The sequence below is a fragment of the Oerskovia sp. USHLN155 genome (assembly GCF_037145535.1).
Taxonomy (GTDB): Bacteria; Actinomycetota; Actinomycetes; order Actinomycetales; family Cellulomonadaceae; genus Oerskovia; species Oerskovia rustica.
Map to the genome: position 1 here is coordinate 334,002 of NZ_JBBCXG010000004.1, position 16,233 is coordinate 350,234.

General features: G+C 71.8%; 15 protein-coding genes. 1 reads left to right on the forward strand and 14 read right to left on the reverse strand.

What is annotated here, in order from left to right:
• Window positions 1-31: 31 nt before the first annotated feature.
• From WFH32_RS07815 to WFH32_RS07835, 5 genes are all read right to left on the reverse strand, one after another.
• Entirely contained in the window at window positions 32-925 is an 894-nt protein-coding gene (locus WFH32_RS07815) for an EamA family transporter (protein WP_318244150.1), read from the reverse strand.
• 262 nt (window positions 926-1,187) lie between these two features.
• Complete coding sequence (locus WFH32_RS07820; RefSeq protein WP_191796558.1) at window positions 1,188-2,126, reverse strand: carbohydrate ABC transporter permease; 939 nt, start codon at window positions 2,124-2,126, stop codon at window positions 1,188-1,190.
• Window positions 2,123-3,112, reverse strand: a complete 990-nt coding sequence (locus WFH32_RS07825; RefSeq protein WP_191796559.1) for a carbohydrate ABC transporter permease — start codon at window positions 3,110-3,112, stop codon at window positions 2,123-2,125. Before WFH32_RS07825 ends, WFH32_RS07820 begins: the two co-directional genes overlap by 4 nt.
• A gap of 180 nt (window positions 3,113-3,292) precedes the next feature.
• Window positions 3,293-4,681, reverse strand: a complete 1,389-nt coding sequence (locus WFH32_RS07830) for an ABC transporter substrate-binding protein (protein WP_191796560.1) — start codon at window positions 4,679-4,681, stop codon at window positions 3,293-3,295.
• Between the two features lie 275 nt (window positions 4,682-4,956).
• Window positions 4,957-5,964 carry a LacI family DNA-binding transcriptional regulator gene (locus tag WFH32_RS07835; protein WP_191796561.1) on the reverse strand — a complete coding sequence of 336 codons (1,008 nt, stop codon included), beginning with the start codon at window positions 5,962-5,964 and terminating at the stop codon, window positions 4,957-4,959.
• 273 nt (window positions 5,965-6,237) lie between these two features.
• Between WFH32_RS07835 and map the strand changes: the two genes are divergently transcribed.
• Window positions 6,238-7,020 carry a type I methionyl aminopeptidase gene (map, locus tag WFH32_RS07840; RefSeq protein WP_191796562.1) on the forward strand — a complete coding sequence of 261 codons (783 nt, stop codon included), beginning with the start codon at window positions 6,238-6,240 and terminating at the stop codon, window positions 7,018-7,020.
• An 86-nt stretch (window positions 7,021-7,106) separates the two neighbouring features.
• On the opposite strand, the gene WFH32_RS07845 is transcribed toward map, so the two are convergent.
• The 9 genes from WFH32_RS07845 to WFH32_RS07885 form a co-directional block, all read right to left on the reverse strand.
• Complete coding sequence (locus tag WFH32_RS07845) at window positions 7,107-7,553, reverse strand: GNAT family N-acetyltransferase (RefSeq protein WP_318244151.1); 447 nt, start codon at window positions 7,551-7,553, stop codon at window positions 7,107-7,109.
• Between the two features lie 26 nt (window positions 7,554-7,579).
• Complete coding sequence (locus WFH32_RS07850; protein WP_191796594.1) at window positions 7,580-8,362, reverse strand: HAD family hydrolase; 783 nt, start codon at window positions 8,360-8,362, stop codon at window positions 7,580-7,582.
• 161 nt (window positions 8,363-8,523) lie between these two features.
• On the reverse strand, window positions 8,524-9,834 hold the full coding sequence (serS, locus tag WFH32_RS07855) for a serine--tRNA ligase (RefSeq protein WP_191796563.1): 1,311 nt from the start codon (window positions 9,832-9,834) through the stop codon (window positions 8,524-8,526).
• 151 nt (window positions 9,835-9,985) lie between these two features.
• The gene (locus WFH32_RS07860; protein ID WP_336706808.1) at window positions 9,986-10,888 is read right to left on the reverse strand and encodes an ABC transporter ATP-binding protein; all 903 of its coding nucleotides are present in this window, start codon (window positions 10,886-10,888) and stop codon (window positions 9,986-9,988) included.
• 53 nt (window positions 10,889-10,941) lie between these two features.
• Entirely contained in the window at window positions 10,942-12,033 is a 1,092-nt protein-coding gene (gene fepG, locus WFH32_RS07865) for an iron-enterobactin ABC transporter permease (protein ID WP_318244158.1), read from the reverse strand.
• Window positions 12,034-12,077: 44 nt separating this feature from the next.
• Complete coding sequence (locus tag WFH32_RS07870) at window positions 12,078-13,181, reverse strand: Fe(3+)-siderophore ABC transporter permease (RefSeq protein ID WP_336706810.1); 1,104 nt, start codon at window positions 13,179-13,181, stop codon at window positions 12,078-12,080.
• Between the two features lies 1 nt (window position 13,182).
• A complete protein-coding gene (locus tag WFH32_RS07875; RefSeq protein ID WP_191796596.1) occupies window positions 13,183-14,058 on the reverse strand; it encodes a siderophore-interacting protein in 876 nt (291 codons plus the stop codon).
• Window positions 14,058-15,038, reverse strand: coding sequence for an ABC transporter substrate-binding protein (locus WFH32_RS07880; RefSeq protein WP_336706811.1), 981 nt, complete (start codon window positions 15,036-15,038; stop codon window positions 14,058-14,060). Before WFH32_RS07880 ends, WFH32_RS07875 begins: the two co-directional genes overlap by 1 nt.
• Window positions 15,039-15,198: 160 nt before the next feature.
• A complete protein-coding gene (locus WFH32_RS07885) occupies window positions 15,199-16,230 on the reverse strand; it encodes an ABC transporter substrate-binding protein (RefSeq protein WP_336706812.1) in 1,032 nt (343 codons plus the stop codon).
• Window positions 16,231-16,233: the final 3 nt, after the last annotated feature.

Sequence of the window (16,233 nt, forward strand, 5' to 3'; positions counted from 1 at the left end):
GGACCGTCCCGCCGCCCCGCCCAGGTGAGGGCTACGCGGGCGGCGGGTCGGTCCGCTGGGCGGTCATCGCGATCGCGCCGGAGACGAGCAGCAGGCCGACGAGCTCGAGCCACGAGGGGAACTGCTGCAGCACGACGGCGCCGATCACCACCGCGGTCGCCGGCAGCATCGCGAGGAGCACCGAGAACGTCGCCGCGCTGACGCGCCGCAGGATGAGCTGTTCGAGCACGTAGGGCACGACGGACGAGCAGACCGCGATCCCGACGACCGCGAGCAGCAGCTGCCAGTCCTCGAGCACGGCTCCCGACGACGGCGCGAGGAACGGCGCGAACACGAGCGCCCCCGCGGTCATCGCCACGGACAGCGACGTGACCCCGGACCCGGCCAGCGCGACGCGACGCCCCAGCAGGATGTACGCGGCCCAGCAGGCGGCTGCGATGCCGATCGCGACGAGCCCGATCACGACGTCCTCCCGCGGGATGTCCGACGTCAGGGTCACGCCCGCCAGGAGCACGACGCCGACGGCCGCGACGGCGATGCCGCCGCGCTCGCGCCAGCCACGCCCGGTGATCGCCGCGACGGCCACGGGGCCGATGAACTCGATCGCGACCGCAGAACCGAGGGGCAGGTGATCGATCGCGACGTAGAACGTCACGTTCATCGCGGCGAGCGCGACGCCGAACACCGCGGCCCACGCGAGCGTCCGCCAGGTCCAGCGCTGCCGCCAGGGGCGGCGCCAGGCGAGCAGCAGCACGGCGGCCACGACGATGCGCAGCCAGGCGACCTCGGGCGCCCCGACGACGGCGAACAGCCCGACCGCGATCGCGGCACCGAGGTACTGGGTCAGCCCCGAGACGACGAAGAGGGCGGGCGGCGGGACGCGGCCCGCCACGCTGCCGAGGGCACGACCGGGACGCGAAGACACGAGACGACCCTACGTCGCCGCGAGCAGCCCCCGGGACAGCCGGAACCGGGCCCGTCCGGGGTGCCGGGTGACGCCGTCGGGCCGCTCGAAGCGGCCCACGCGCAGGCGACGCGGCGACCGGAGCCGAGCACCGCCGTCGGGCGACGAACAGCACCCCGACCGCTCCAGGAGTCCCCCGCACGCACCATCACCCCCTGTGAGCCCACGACGGCACCAGGGCGGGATGGCCCCACAGCCGTCGAGCGGGGGCGGAGCAAGGACCTCACCCCTTGACGGAACCCGCCAGGAGGCCTCGCACGAAGTACCGCTGCAGCGCCAGGAACACGATGAGCGGCACGATCATCGACACGAACGCTCCGGCGGTGAGCAGGTGCCAGGCGTTGCCGCGCGTCCCGGCGAGGTCGGCGACCGCGACGGTCAGCGGGCGTGAGTCCTGGTTGGCGAACGTGAGGCCGACGAGGAGGTCGTTCCACACCCACAGGAACTGGAAGATCGCGAACGACGCGATGGCCGGGACGAGCAGCGGCATGAGGACCTGGAAGAAGATCTTGACGTGCCCCGCGCCGTCCATGCGCGCGGCCTCGATGAGGGACGAGGGGATCTCCTTCATGAAGTTGTGCAGGAGGAAGATCGCGAGGGGCAGCGCGAAGATCGAGTGGGACAGCCACACGGTCCAGAACGTGCCGTTGATGTCGGCGTCGACGTAGGCCGCGAGGAGCGGGATGAGCGTGATCTGGATGGGCACGATCTGCAGCGCGAACACCGCGACGAACAGCAGGTTGCGTCCCTTGAAGTCGATCCACGCGAACGCGTAGGCGGCCAGCAGCGCGATCGAGATGGGGATGACGACCGCGGGGAGCGTGATGACGATCGAGTTGACGAAGAACGACGCGAGGTCGGCGGAGCCGAAGAGGACGTCGTTGTAGTTGTCGAGCGTGAACTGCGGGTCGCTGAAGGTGGTCCACCAGCCGGAGCGGCGGATGTCGAGGGCGGGACGGAAGGACGTGACGAGGAGGCCGATCGACGGGATCGTCCACAGGATCGCGATGATGATCGCGAGGCCGGACGCCCACGGTGAGCTGAGCTTGCCCTTGACGGCGATGGCCCGTCGTTCGGCGCGCGAGAGCTTGCCGACACGCTGGATGTCCTTCGACGCCTCCGCGTCGACGGATGCGGGCAGCGTGGGCGGGACGGCGGTCATCGGACCTCCTCGGAGAGGCGGAGCTGGCGGACGTTGTAGACCACGATCGGGATGACGAGGACGAACAGGATGACCGCGAGCGCGGCCCCCAGTCCTTCGTTGGCCTGGCGGAAGCTCTGCGTGTAGAACTCGTTCGCCACGACGGACGTCCCGAACTGGCCGCCCGTCATGGTCCGGACGATGTCGAAGACCTTGAGCGTGCCCATGGCGATGGTCGTGATGACCACGACGAGCGCGGGCCGGATGCTGGGCACGGTGATGTACCGGAACATCCCGACGCCGTGGAGCCCGTCGAGGCGCGCGGCCTCGACGATGTCGTCGGGGATGGCCTTGATGGCGGCGGACAGGATCGTCATCGCGAACCCGGTCTGGATCCAGATCATGACGACGATGAGGAACAGCGTGTTGGTCGGCTGGTTGATGAGGAACTGCTGCGGGGGGATGCCGATCCACACGAGGAGCTGGTTGAGCAGACCGGTCTGCTGGATGTTCGCCTGGTCGGGGCGGTACTCGTAGACGAACTTCCAGATGATCGACGCTCCCACCATGGAGATGGCCATGGGCAGGAAGACCAGGGCCTTGGCGAGCTTCTCGAACCGGGTGCGGTCGACGAGCACGGCGTACACGAGGCCGATGAACGTCGAGACGATGGGCACGAGGATGACCCAGACCGCGGTGTTGCGCAGCACGATCTGGAACTGGTCGGTCGTGAACGCCGTGACGTAGTTGTCGAGGCCGACCCACTCCGCTCCCGTGCGGTTCTTGAAGGACGAGATGATCGTGAGGACGCCGGGATAGACGAGCCCGCCCACGACGAGCAGGACGGCCGGCCCGAGGAAGCACAGGACGACGACCCAGCGCGGGACGCGTTTTGGCTTGTCGACCGCGAAGAGCAGGCCTCCCATCACGACGACGAAGAGGAGCATCGCGAAGACCATCAGGCCGAGCTTCTCGGCGGTGGTCTCCGGTGTGGTGAAGAAGTCCATGAGGGCCTCCGGTCTGCCCGACGGCGTCGGCGGGCTGGGGCGGTTCGGTCACCCGCGGTCGTGGACCGGCGGGTGGGGTGGTGCGCTGTTGCTCGGTCGCCTGCGGAGACGTGCTGAGCCGGGGCCCGTCGCGTGGACGACGGGCCCCGGCTCCTCACGCCTCCGTGCTGGCGTCCTCGGTCAGGAGGCCGGCCAGGAGGCCTCGATCTGGTCGACGACCTCCTGCGTGCTGGACCCGGTGAGCCAGTTGACGATCCCCGTCCAGAACGTCCCGGCACCGACGGCGCCCGGCATCAGGTCGGAAGCGTCGAAGCGGACGATCGCGTTCTCGTCGGTGAGGATCGACGCGGACAGGCGGTCGAACTCGGTCGCAAGGTTCTCGGGGTCGAGCTGCAGGTTGGCGTTCACCCAGCCGCCGTTGGGCGTGGCCTTGGCCTTGGCGTTGGCCCAGTCAGCGCTCGAGATGTAGGTCTGGAAGGCCTGGACCTCGGGGCGGTCGTTGAACGCGGCGGCGAAGGTGCCACCCACCTCGACGGGCTTGATGTCGGTCTGGTTGGTGGGCAGGTAGAACGCGTAGACCTCGCCGTCCTCGGAGACGTCCGTCCCCTCGGGGAACTGCGTCTGGTAGAAGTTCGCGGCGCGGTGCAGGAAGCACGTCCCGTCGAGCAGGCCGAAGCCGGCGTCGGTCCAGGGGGTCGTGGCGATCGAGTCGACGCCACCGAGTCCTGCGTTGACCATGGCCGGGTCCTTGAGGACCTCTCCGGCGGCGTCGAAGGCCGCGACGACCTGCGGGTCGTTGAAGGGGATCTCGTGCTTGTACCACTGGTCGTAGACGTCCGGCCCGCCGGTGCGGAGCATCATGTCCTCGACCCAGTCGGTGCCGGGCCAGCCGGTCGCGTCACCGGACTCGACGCCGGCGCACCACGGGATGGCCCCGTCGTTGTCCTCGGAGTACTGGGCCGAGAGAGCCATGAGGTCGTCCCAGGTCTCGGGGACCTCGTAGCCGGCGTCGGCGAACGCGGTGGGCGAGTACCAGACGTACGACTTGACGTTGGCGTCCATGGGTGCGGCGTAGAAGACGCCGTCGACCGTGCCGTACTCCTTCCAGGTCGGCTCGAAGAACTCGTCGACGTTCTTGGAGACGGCGTCCGGTGCGGGGACGATCGTGCCGGTGTCGCGCACGATGGTCTGGAGCAGGCCGGGCTGCGGGAGGAAGGCGATGTCGGGGGCGTTGCCCGCCTTGACGCGCACGAGGAGCTGGGCCTCGAACTCGCGAGATGCCTCGTAGTCGACCTCGACGCCGGTGCACTCGGTGAACGGCTCGAACGAGGTCTGCATCGTCGCCCCCTCGGGGTCGACGATCGAGGTGTAGACGTGGACGGTGGTGCCGTCGATGTCGCCGAACTCCTCGTAGGGGGCGCAGTCGATGCTGGACGCCTCGCCGGACGAGCCGGACGTCTCGTCGCTTCCTCCGCTGCCGCCGCAGGCGGTGAGCGCGAGCGCGAGGCTTGCCCCGCCGGCGACAGCCGCGAGGGCACGGCGCTTGGGTGACAGGATGCTTCTGGTCATGACATTCCTCCACAGCGTTGTGGTGCTGACATCGCGGTCGGCCCGCGGGTGTCGCGGTCCGTCGTCCTCGACTCGACCGCCCCACTTGCCATGCAAGCGTTTACATCACGGTTGCGCAAGCGCAGGAGGCCCGTTCGCGAGTAACGATTCCGTTACTCATGACGCCTCGCAACCGCTCACGGTGGTTGCGCTCCCACCGGTGATGACCTGCGGAAGCCCGTCAGCGCGCCGGGAACCGGGGCTCAGCCGCGGGAACCGTGCTCGGTGCGGCAGGATCACCGGCGACGCGGCTGCGACGTCGACGAGCGACGGACCAGGTGCGTCGGGTACGTCAGGCTGTCGGGCACCGGAGCGCCGTTGATCATCTCCATGAGCAGCATCGACGCGTCGGCGCCCTGCTGGTAGGCGTCCTGCCCGATCGTCGTCAGCCCGACGAGCTCGCCCAGGTCGTGCCCGTCGACCCCGATCACCGACAGGTCGCGTGGCACGTCCAGGCCCAGGTCGCGCGCCGCGAGGATCGCGCCCATCGCCATCTCGTCCGACGCCGCGAAGATCGCCGTGATGTCGGGGCGCCTCCGCAGGAGCGACTTGGTCGAGGACCGTCCCCCCGCGACGTCGAACCCGCCGTTCACCACGAGGTCCGGTGACGGGTCGATCCCCGCCTTCCGGAGCGCGCGCTCGTACCCCGTCGACCGCTCGACCGGCGGCGACCAGGACGAGACCAGGTCCGGCTGGCCCGTGATGTGCCCGACCACCCGGTGCCCCAGGTCCAGCAGGTGACGGGTCGCGAGCGAACCGGTCCGCACGTCGTCGAGCCGGACCGTCACCTGGTCCGCGGGCCCCGAACCCACGAAGGCCAGGGGCGTCCCCAGCGCCACGAGCGAGGCCACCTCGTCGTCCTCGAGCGGGAGCCCGACCACGAGCGTGCCGTCGACACGGCGCCGCAGGACGGTCGGGTCGACCTTGCGGCGCGGACGCCCGTCGTCGACCTCGAACGTGTAGAGCAGCACGTCGTAGCCCACCGAGCGCAGTGCGCGCTCTGCGCCCTCGATGACGTTCGCGAAGAACCACCGGCTCACCCACGGCGTGATCACGCCGATCGTCCGGGTCCGCCCGGTCGCGAGCGACGCCGCCGACGGCGACGGGACGTACCCCAGGCGCTCGGCCTCCGCCCGGACGCGCGCCCGCGTCGAGGCCGACACGTTCGGCAGTCCCCGCAGCGCGCGCGAGACCGTCGCCGTCGACACCCCGGCTGCCTGCGCTACCTCGTCAATTCCTGCCACGAGGAGCGATTGTCCCCCGTCCACGGAGCAGAAGCGATTCACGGCACGGGCGGACCGGGGCGATCAGGGCGCTGCGGAGGGCCTGCGGGAGGGGACGCGGGACGTCGTCGCGGGTGACCTGGCGGGGACCCGGCGAACGGTGTCAGGGCTCGGACCCGTGATCCCGCGGTTGCACCCACGGCGCCCTCCCGTGACACCCTGGGAGCAGGCCGGACGACGCCGCGGCTGCCCGCGGCGGCCCGGCACCTACACGCACGCACCGAGAGGAACACCATGATCGAGCTGAGGACCCCCCGCGAGATCGAGCAGATGCGCCCGGCGGGCCGCTTCGTCGCGGACGTCCTCACGCAGGTCGGCGCGGCCGCGAAGGTCGGCGTCAACCTGCTCGAGCTCGACGCGCTCGCGCACCGGATGATCAAGGACCGCGGCGCCGAGTCCTGCTACATCGACTACCACCCGTCGTTCGGGGCGAGCCCCTTCGGCAAGGTCATCTGCACGTCGGTCAACGACGCCGTCCTGCACGGCCTGCCGTTCGACTACCGCCTCCAGGACGGCGACCTGCTGAGCCTCGACTTCGCGGCGTCGGTCGACGGCTGGGTCTCGGACAGCGCCGTGTCGTTCGTCGTCGGGACCCCGCGCGCGGGCGACCGTGGCGCAGCGGACCAGAAGCTCATCGTCGCGACCCAGGACGCCCTCGCCGCGGGGATCGCGGCCGCGCAGCCCGGCAACAAGATCGGCGACATCTCGGCGGCCATCGCAGCCGTCGGGCACGGGGCCGGCTACCGGATCAACACCGACTTCGGCGGCCACGGCGTGGGCCGCACCATGCACGGCGACCCGCACGTGCCCAACGACGGACGCAAGGGCCGCGGCTTCCCGCTCAAGCCGGGCCTCGTGATCGCGATCGAGCCGTGGTTCCTCGAGACGACCGACGAGATCTTCACCGACCCCGACGGCTGGACCCTGCGCAGCGCCGACGGCTCGCGCGGCGCGCACTCGGAGCACACCGTCGCGATCACCGAGGACGGGCCGCTGGTCCTGACGGCGCGCGACTGACGCCCGGTCCCCGGGCCACGAGGTAGACCCGTGCGCGGGGGGGGGGGCGCCCCCCGGGGGGGCGCCCCCCCCCCCCCCCCACGGGTCTACCTCGGCGGGGCAGGCTTCTTGTAGAACGTCGCCGAGTCCTCGTAGCCCAGCGCCCGGTAGAAGCTCCCCGCACGTCTGCTCGCGAGCGACACGTAGGCGGCACCGGACTCGACGGCCCACGCCTCCGCCGCCGTCATGAGCAGACGTCCCAGCCCCTGGCCGCGCACGCTCGCGTCGACCATGAGCTCCTCGACCCAGACGACGGGCGCGTTGGCGAGGAACGTCGGGTGCCAGTGCGCGAGCAGGTACCCGACGACGCCGCTCGCCCCCTCCACGACCAGCAGCAGGGCGTCGGGAGCCGTCAGGAGCGCGCGGAACGTCGCCTCGAAGGACTCCCTGCGCGGCGTGAACGACGTCGCGAAGTCGCGGGCCAGCGGCCAGACGGCATCGAGGTCGTCGGCCGTGGCCCGTCGGACGATCGTGGTGGCCGCTGCGTCGCTCACGCGCGCAGCCTAGCGGCCCGCGCGTCTCAGACCAGGCTGCGCAGCACCGCGACCGCGCCGGCCTCGTCGATGCTGCCCGTGACCTCGTCCGCCGCCGCCTTGACCTCGGGCTCGGCGTGGCCCATGGCCACCCCGCGACCGGCCCAGCGCAGCATGTCGATGTCGTTGCTGCCGTCCCCCACGGCCACGGTCGCGCCCGGGGCCACGCCCAGCAGCCCGCGCACGCGCTCCAGGGCGCTCGCCTTGGTGACGCCCAGCGGCGCGATGTCCATCCACGCCGTCCAGCCCACCGCGTACGTGACGTCGCTCAGCCCCAGGGACCCGGCCAGCGCACTGAACTCCTCGCTCGTCGACCCCGGGTTGCGCACCACGACACGCGTGACCTCGCCCGACCACAGCTCCTCGAAGTCGACCACGTCGTGGACGCCGTCGAGCTCACCGTGCGGGAACAGGTCGTTCATGCGGAAGCCGATCCCCACGTCCTCGACCGCGAAGAGCGCGTCAGGGAGCTGGTCGCGCAGCAGCCGCAGCGCGTTCTCCGGGTTGAACGTGATCATCTCGTCGACCACGTAGCCCGTCGGCGACGCGTCGTCGAAGCGGGCCGTCACGGCGCCGTTCGAGCACACCATGTACCCCTCGGCGAGGCCCAGGCGCTCGGCGATGGGCAGCACCGCGATGAGCGACCGGCCCGACGACAGCAGCACGTGGTGCCCCGCCGCGCGCACGGCCGCGATCGCGTCGGCGACACCGTCGCTCAGGACGTCGTCGTGGCTCAGGATCGTGCCGTCGATGTCGAGCGCGACGAGCAGCGGCCCCTCCCCCGGACGGTTCGGGTTCGCGGCACGGGCCGCGTCCGACCGGGCGTCCGTGGCCGACGGCGCCACCTCGCCCGGGTGCGACGGCGCGCCTGCGGGAGCGACGTCGTCGGGCCGGGGGGTGCTCGTGGTGACCGTGCTGTCCGGCGTGCCCGTCACGCCGTGCCCTTCGACGAACCGGCCGACGCGCCCACCGGCTCCAGGACCTCGAGCCCGCCCAGGTAGGGCCGCAGGCCCTCGGGGACACGGACCGAGCCGTCGGGCTGCTGGTGGTTCTCGAGGATCGCGACGATCCAGCGCGTCGTGCCCAGCGTGCCGTTGAGCGTCGCGACCGTGCGCGTCTCGGACTTGCCGTCGACGTCGACGCGCTCGCGCACGCCCAGGCGGCGGGCCTGGAACGTCGTGCAGTTCGACGTCGACGTCAGCTCGAGGTAGCGCTCCTGCGTCGGCAGCCAGGCCTCGCAGTCGAACTTGCGGGCCGCGCTCGACCCGAGGTCGCCCGCCGCGGTGTCGATCACGCGGTACGGCAGCTCGCACTTGCGCAGCATGGCCTCCTCCCAGGCGAGGAGACGCTGGTGCTCGGCCTCGGCGTCGGCCGGGTCGACGTAGCTGAACATCTCGACCTTGTGGAACTGGTGCACGCGGATGATGCCGCGCGTGTCCTTGCCGTACGAACCGGCCTCGCGGCGGTAGCACGCGCTCCAGCCCGCGTACCGCTTGGGGCCGTCCGACAGGTCGAGGATCTCGCCCGAGTGGTAGCCCGCGAGCGCGACCTCGCTCGTGCCGACCAGGTACAGGTCGTCGGCCTCGAGGCGGTAGATCTCGTCCGCGTGCTCGCCCAGGAAGCCCGTGCCCTGCATGATCTCGGGGCGCACGAGCGTCGGCGTGATGACGGGCGTGAAGCCCGCCTGCGTCGCCTGGTCCATGGCCGCGTTGAGCAGCGCGAGCTCGAGGCGCGCCCCGACCCCCGTCAGGTAGTAGAAGCGGGCGCCCGACACCTTGGCACCGCGCTCGGTGTCGATCGCGCGCAGGCCCTCGCCCAGCTCGAGGTGGTCGCGGGGCGTGAAGCCCTCGGCCGCGAAGTCACGGACGGTGCCCTCCTCGCGGAGCACGACGTAGTCGTCCTCGCCGCCGGGAGGCGCCCCCTCGATCACGTTCGAGATCTTGTACAGGATCGTCTTGAGTTGCGCCTCGGCGTCGTCAGCGTCCTTCTGGCGGGCCTTGACGCCCTCCGCGAGCTGCTTGGTGTGCGCGAGCAGGGCGGTCTTCTCGTCGCCCTTCGCCTGCGCGACCTTCTTGCCCAGGGACTTCTGCTCGGCGCGCATCTGCTCGAAGTCCGTCAGCGCGCTGCGACGGCGGGAGTCGGCGTCGAGCGCCTGGTCCACGAGGGCGGGGTCGTCGCCGCGAGCCACCTGGCTGGCGCGGACGACGTCGGGGTTGTCGCGCAGAAGTCGAAGATCGATCACCACTAGAGGGTATCCAACGTGCGGGAGGGCGCGGCACGGGGCCCGCCGACGGTGACGTACGCCGGTGCCGACGGTGACGCGCGGGGGCGCCGACGGTGACGCGCACGGGCGCCGAGGGTGACCGGCACGTCACCCTCGGCGGGCTGGAGCGTCACCCTCGGCGGCCCAGCGGGATCACCAGCGGGGTCCCCGTGACAGGGTCGTCGATGATCGTGCAGCGCAGCCCGAACACCTCCTCGACCAGCTCGGCCGTCACGATCTCGCCCGGCGCCCCCTGCGCCACCACGGCCCCGTCCTTCATCGCGACCAGGTGCGTCGCGTAGCGGCAGGCGTGGTTGAGGTCGTGCAGCACCGCGACGAGCGTGCGGCCCTCGCGGTTGAGGTCGCCGAACAGCTCGAGCAGCTCGATCTGGTGCGCGATGTCGAGGAAGGTCGTGGGCTCGTCGAGCAGCAGCAGCTCGGTCTCCTGGGCGAGCACCATGGACACCCACACACGCTGGCGCTGGCCGCCCGACAGCTCGTCGACGGGCCGCGCCGACAGCGGCGTGACCTGCGTGGCCGCGAGCGCCCGTACGACGGCGTCCTCGTCCTCGCGCGACCACTGCCGCAGGAGCTTCTGGTGCGGGTAGCGGCCGCGGGCGACGAGGTCGGCGACGGTGATGCCGTCGGGCGCGATCGACGTCTGGGGCAGGAGCCCGAGCCGTCGCGCGACCTCCTTGGCCTTGTAGGACGTGATGGTCTTCCCGTCGAGCACGACCTGCCCGGCGCTCGGGGTGAGCAGCCGTGACAGGGCGCGCAGCAGGGTCGACTTGCCGCACGCGTTGGGCCCGACGATCACGGTGAAGGACCGGTCCGGGATCGCGACGTCGAGCCCTTGGGACACGATGCGTTCGTGGTACCCGATGCTGAGCCCTTCGGCGCGCAGCCGAGGCTCGCCGGGCACGTCCGGCGTACCCGGGACAGGCGGCCCGACGGCGTCGCCCCCTGCGGGCGCGTCGGCCGCGGTCGGGGTCGTGGTCGCCGGGGTAGCCGGCGTCGTGGTCGTGGCGGTCATCGCCGTCTCCTCGGGAGGGGTGGGGCTGGTCGGGGCCGTGCGGGTCCGGGTGCTCACTGCCGCCTCGCCTCCCGGGCGAGCAGCCACACGAGGTAGCAGCCGCCGATGCTGACGGTCACGACGCCCACGGGGAGCTGCGTGGGCGCGAACGCCCGCTGCGCGACGAGGTCGCTCGCGGCGAGCAGCGCGGCGCCCATGGCGGCCGAGGACGCGAGGCCGACGGTCGCGCCGCGCGTGAGCCGTCGGGCGAGCTGGGGCGCGGCGAGCGAGATGAACGCGATGGGTCCGGCCGCGGCCGTGACGAGCGCGGTGAGCGCGACCCCCACGACGACGAGCGAGAGCCGCGTGCGTTCGGAGCGGACGCCGAGGGCCTGCGCGGCGTCGTCGCCCATCTCGAGGACGTTCATGCGTCGCCCCAGGAGCACCAGGGGCGGCACGAGGACCGCGAGGATGAGCACGACGGGCAGGACCTGGGTCCAGGACAGCCCGTTGAGGCTGCCCGCTCCCCAGGTCGCGGCGGCCATGGCGCGCGCGAGGTCGGCCTTGAGGATGAGCCACGTGTTGACGGACGCGAGCATGGCGCTGATCGCGATGCCGACGATGATGAGCCGGAAGCCCTGGACGCCGTTCTTGTATGCGAGCAGGTAGACGATGCCCGCGGTCGCGAGCCCGCCGATCATGGCCCCGGCGGCGACCGCGCTGTACGACCCGCCGAGCAGCAGGATCACGACGAGCGCCCCGGTGTACGCGCCCGTGTTGAACCCGATGATGTCGGGGCTGCCGAGGGGGTTGCGGGTCAGGGACTGGAAGATCGCGCCGCTCATGCCGAGGGCGCCGCCGAGCAGGATCGCGAGGAGGACGCGCGGGAGGCGCCACTCGACGACGACCATGCGGATCACCTCGGGGGCGTCGCCGGTGAGGGCGCGCAGCACGTCGGGCACGGCGACGGCGTAGTCGCCGACCCCGAGCGCGACGACGCCCACGGCCGCGGCGAGCACCACGAGCACGAGGGTCACGACGGCGGCGCGCACGTCGAGGCGTGCGGAGAACCGTCCGCGGCGCGAGCGCACGACGCGCGTGGGTCGGCCGAAGTCGAGGCGGGCGCGCGATGCACCCGGCGTACCTGGCGTTCCCGGGGGCGTCACCGGAGCCGCGGCGTCCTCGGCGGGCGGCGTCTGCACGGGCGCGGTCACAGCCCGCTCACCTGCCTGCGTCGCACGAGCCAGATGAGGACCGGGGCGCCGACGAACGCGGTCACGATGCCGACCTGCAGCTCGGCGGGCCGCAGGACCAGGCGCGCTGCGACGTCGGACACCAGGAGCAGGATCGGCGACATGACGAGCGTGTAGGACAGGATCCACCGCTGGTCGGGGCCCACGATCCAGCGCGCGACGTGCGGGACCATGAGCCCCACGAACCCGATGGGGCCCGCGGCGGCGGTGGCCGCCCCGCACAGGAGCGTGACCGCGACGACCACGATCGTGCGGGTGCGGTTGATGCTGGCCCCGAGGGACCGGGCGAGGTCGTCGCCGAGCGCGACCGCGTTGAGCGGGCGTGCGGCGACGGCCGCGAGCACGACGCCCACGAGGATGAACGGCGTGACCGTCCCGACCATCTCCCACGAACGGTTGCTGAGCGTGCCCGCGCCCCAGTAGCGCATCTTGTCGAAGACCTGCGGGTTGAGGAGCGTGATCCCCGACGAGATCCCGCCCAGGACCGCGCCGATCGAGATGCCGGCGAGCGTGAGCCGGACGGGTGTCGCTCCCCCGCGCCCGAGCGAACCGATGAGGTAGACCACGACGGTCGTCACGATCGCCCCGAGGAACGCGAACCAGATGTACTGCTGGATGTTGACGACGCCGAACGTCGCGACCCCGAGCACCACGGCGAACCCCGCGCCCGCGTTGACGCCCAGGATGCCGGGGTCGGCGAGCGGGTTGCGGGTCAGCGCCTGGATGAGCGCGCCCGAGAGCCCGAGCGCGACCCCGACCAGCAGGCCCAGGGCCGTGCGGGGCAGACGCAGGTCGCGCAGGATGACCACGTCGTTCGGGTCGGCGCCGGGCGCGCCGACGAGCGCGGACCACACCGAGGCGAGGGGGATCGTCTTGGAGCCCACGGCGAGGCTCACGAAGACCATGACGACCAGGACCCCCACGGCGACGAGCAGCCACGCGGTCCGCGTCGCGTTGGTCGCGGCGAGGCCGGGCGCCTTGTCGGGGGTGCTTGTCGCCCGGTCCTCGCCGGGTGGAGGACCGTCCTGGACGGGTGCGGGAGCGCGTTCGGTCGTCGTCATCTCATAGCCCCAGCGACTCGAGCTTGTCGAAGTACGCGTCGGTGATCTCTTCCTGGTCACGGTCCTCGTCCGCCCACAGGGAGTCGATCCACGCCTTGACGCTCGGGTCGAGGTTCTCCCAGCGCTCCTCCCACTCCTCGGCCTTCGCGGTCCAGTACCCGATGGTCTTGTAGGCCGTGACCGGCAGGCCGCGCTCGTGGCGCAGGTACTTGCGGACGGCACGCAGCACCTTGGTCTCGCCCGCGAACCAGACGTACCCGACGCCGTCGGGCAGGTCGATGCTCCGCAGGATCTCCTCGAGCCGGCACGGGCCGTGGCCGTTGCCGCCGTAGACCCACGCGATGTCGACGTCGGGGTTCACGGGGAAGGACTGTCGGTGGCCCGCGTCGGGGACCTCGACCACGACGCGCGTGCGCACGCCCGCCGGGGCCTGCTCGATCAGCCGCCCGACCGCGGGCAGGCCCGTCGCGTCCGCGAGGAGGATCTGCCAGGCGAGGTCCGCGGGCGGGTCGTACAGCCCGCGCGGGGAGTTGAGCCCGACGACGTCGCCCGGCTTCGCCTGCTGGGCCCAGGTCGCGGCGACTCCCCCGTCGTGGACGACGAAGTCGATCACGACCACGCCCGGCGCGGGCACCGCACGGACCGTGTAGGTCCGCATGGGCGACGCGACGACGCCCTCGGGGTAGTCCCACGAGTCCTCGGTCGCGAACGGCAGGACGGGCTCGGCCTCTCCCGGCGTGGGCAGGAAGACCCGCAGGTACTCGTCGCCGACGCCCGTGGACTCGAAGTCCGCGAGGCCCTCGCCGCCGAGCGTGACCCGGATCATGCCGGGGGTCAGGCGCTCCACGGCCACGACCTCGGCGCGGTGGATGCGCATCACGGCAGCAGCGCCTTCTCGACGACCTCGAGGAACGCGTACTGGCCGCTGGGCGAGCCGTAGATCATCTCGAGGTCGTGCACGGCGATGTTCCCGTTCGTGACGAACGGCAGCGACGTCCACAGGCCGTTGCCCGCGAGCTCGGCGAACGGGTCGGTGAGCTCGCCCGTCTTCTCGTCGGGGGCCGTCGAGGTGAAGACCCAGTCGATGCCCGCGAGCTGCTCGAGCTGCTCGGTGCCGAGCGTGGTGCCCTCCTCGCCCTCGGCGAGCGGCGTGATCTTCAGGCCGAGGTCGTTGAAGACGAGGCACGGCGTGCCGTAGCAGGACACGATGACCTCGCCGTCGCCGTAGCCGACCGGCCCGACGACCGGGTCGATGCCGGCCGCGGCGAGCCGCGCCTTCACGTCGTCGACCTTGGCCTGGTACTTCGCGGTCCAGGCGTCGTGCTCGGCGACCTTGTCGAACGCCTTCGCGACCTCGGCGAAGCTCTCGCGCCAGTCGCGGCCGTCGAACCCGTTGAAGCTGTACGTCGGGGCGATGTCGGGGAGCTTGGTCACGAGCTCGTCGTCGTAGCCCAGGCCGTTGAGGATCACGTCGGGCTTCGCGGCGAGGATCTCCTCGTAGTTGTACTCGGGGAAGTTCTCGAACGTCTTGATGCCCTCGAGCGCCTCCTGGTCGAAGAACGACGGGAAGCTCGTGTACCCCTGGGAGCGGATCGGCTGGGAGTCCGCGAGCGGGATGCCGAGCGTGATGAGCATGTCGAGGTCGGTCGTGTAGACACCGAGCGCGGCCTGCGGGTCGGTCGGGATCGTGGTCTCGCCGAACGCGCTGTCGACCGTGCGGGTCTCGGCCTCCCCGGCACCGGAGCCGGAGCCCGCGTCGGTGCCCGAGGCGCACGCGCCGAGCAGCAGGGCGAACGTCGCCGCGGAGGCGGCGACCAGGGCTGAGCGGGCGGAGCGACGGGTGGTGCGTGTGGTCATGGGACGTCCTGGTTCGGGAGGGGCCGCGGGAGTCGCGGCCGGTGGGGCGGGGTGGCGGGTGGGCCCGGTGGGTCTGCGGCCGCCAGGTGCGTGGGTCGGCCGGGCGTCGGACCAGGGCGATGGTCGGAGGCTGGCCCCTCGGCCTGGCCTAGACCCAGGGTCAGAGCAGGCGCGCGGCCTCGCGCAGGTCTTCGGCGAAGACCTGGGCCGTCAGGGCGAGCCCGAAGTTACGGTCGTAACGGAGCTCGGCGACGCGGCCCGCCTGGACGGCGGGCACGGCCTGCCAGGCGGGGTTGGTCGTCGCGGGGTCGTCGGGGTTCTGGAGGACGATCAGGTCGGCGTCGTGGAAGACGTCGAGGTTCTCGAACGAGTACCTCGACACCGAGCCGTTGCTCTGCCCGGCCTCGGGGAGCACGAGGTCCATGCCGACGTCACGGGCGATGCCCGAGCAGAAGCTGTCGGGCTCCTGGATCCAGAAGCCCTCCTCGTCGGCGCCCGCGATGACGACCTTGCGGTCCGCCACGAGCGGGGCGATCTCGGCGGCGACGTCTGCGACCGTGGCGTCGTAGGCGTCGATCGCCTCGGTCGCCTGCTGCTCACGACCGAACGCGGCGAGCTGGCGACGCAGCGACGCCTTCCAGTCGGGGTCGTCGTCGCCGACGACGAGGACGGGAGCGATGCCCTCGGCCAGCAGCTCGTTCTCCTGGTAGTAGTTCCACCACCCCGCGCCGACGACGAGCATGTCGGGCGAGTGGGACAGGATCGACTCCGCGTTGGGCTCGATGTTGGAGCCGCCGAGGCGCTCGACCCCCTGCGGCAGGTGCGCCATGAGGTGGCTCTCGTCGGACCACTCGGTCGCCACGATCGGCAGCCCCGCGAGCAGCGCGAACTCGAGCCCCGCGCGGGCCTCCAGGACGACGACACGCTCGGGGTGCAGGGGAAGGTCGGTGCGGTAGCCGTCGTGCTCGAACGGCTGGGTCTCCCCACCCGCGGCCGAGCCGGACCCGGCCTGTCCGTCGCCGCACGCGGCGAGGATCCCGGCGACCGTCAGGGCCCCGGCGCCGATCAGGAAGTCGCGGCGGGTGATCGCCGCGACGATCCGCTGCCAGTGCTCCTCGGCGACGGGCGGTCGCTCGGCGACCAGGGACGTCACGTCGGACGCGTCGGGACGGGCAGGCAGGACGAGGGTCACAGG

Excerpts from the sequence above, each read along its gene's own strand:
- WFH32_RS07820 (WP_191796558.1), bottom strand. The coding sequence starts at position 2,126 with ATGACCGCCGTCCCGCCCACGCTGCCCGCATCCGTCGACGCGGAGGCG.
- WFH32_RS07825 (WP_191796559.1), bottom strand. The coding sequence starts at position 3,112 with ATGGACTTCTTCACCACACCGGAGACCACCGCCGAGAAGCTCGGCCTG.
- WFH32_RS07830 (WP_191796560.1), bottom strand. The coding sequence starts at position 4,681 with ATGACCAGAAGCATCCTGTCACCCAAGCGCCGTGCCCTCGCGGCTGTC.
- map (WP_191796562.1), top strand. The coding sequence starts at position 6,238 with ATGATCGAGCTGAGGACCCCCCGCGAGATCGAGCAGATGCGCCCGGCG.
- WFH32_RS07860 (WP_336706808.1), bottom strand. The coding sequence starts at position 10,888 with ATGACCGCCACGACCACGACGCCGGCTACCCCGGCGACCACGACCCCG.
- WFH32_RS07870 (WP_336706810.1), bottom strand. The coding sequence starts at position 13,181 with ATGACGACGACCGAACGCGCTCCCGCACCCGTCCAGGACGGTCCTCCA.
- WFH32_RS07875 (WP_191796596.1), bottom strand. The coding sequence starts at position 14,058 with ATGCGCATCCACCGCGCCGAGGTCGTGGCCGTGGAGCGCCTGACCCCC.
- WFH32_RS07880 (WP_336706811.1), bottom strand. The coding sequence starts at position 15,038 with ATGACCACACGCACCACCCGTCGCTCCGCCCGCTCAGCCCTGGTCGCC.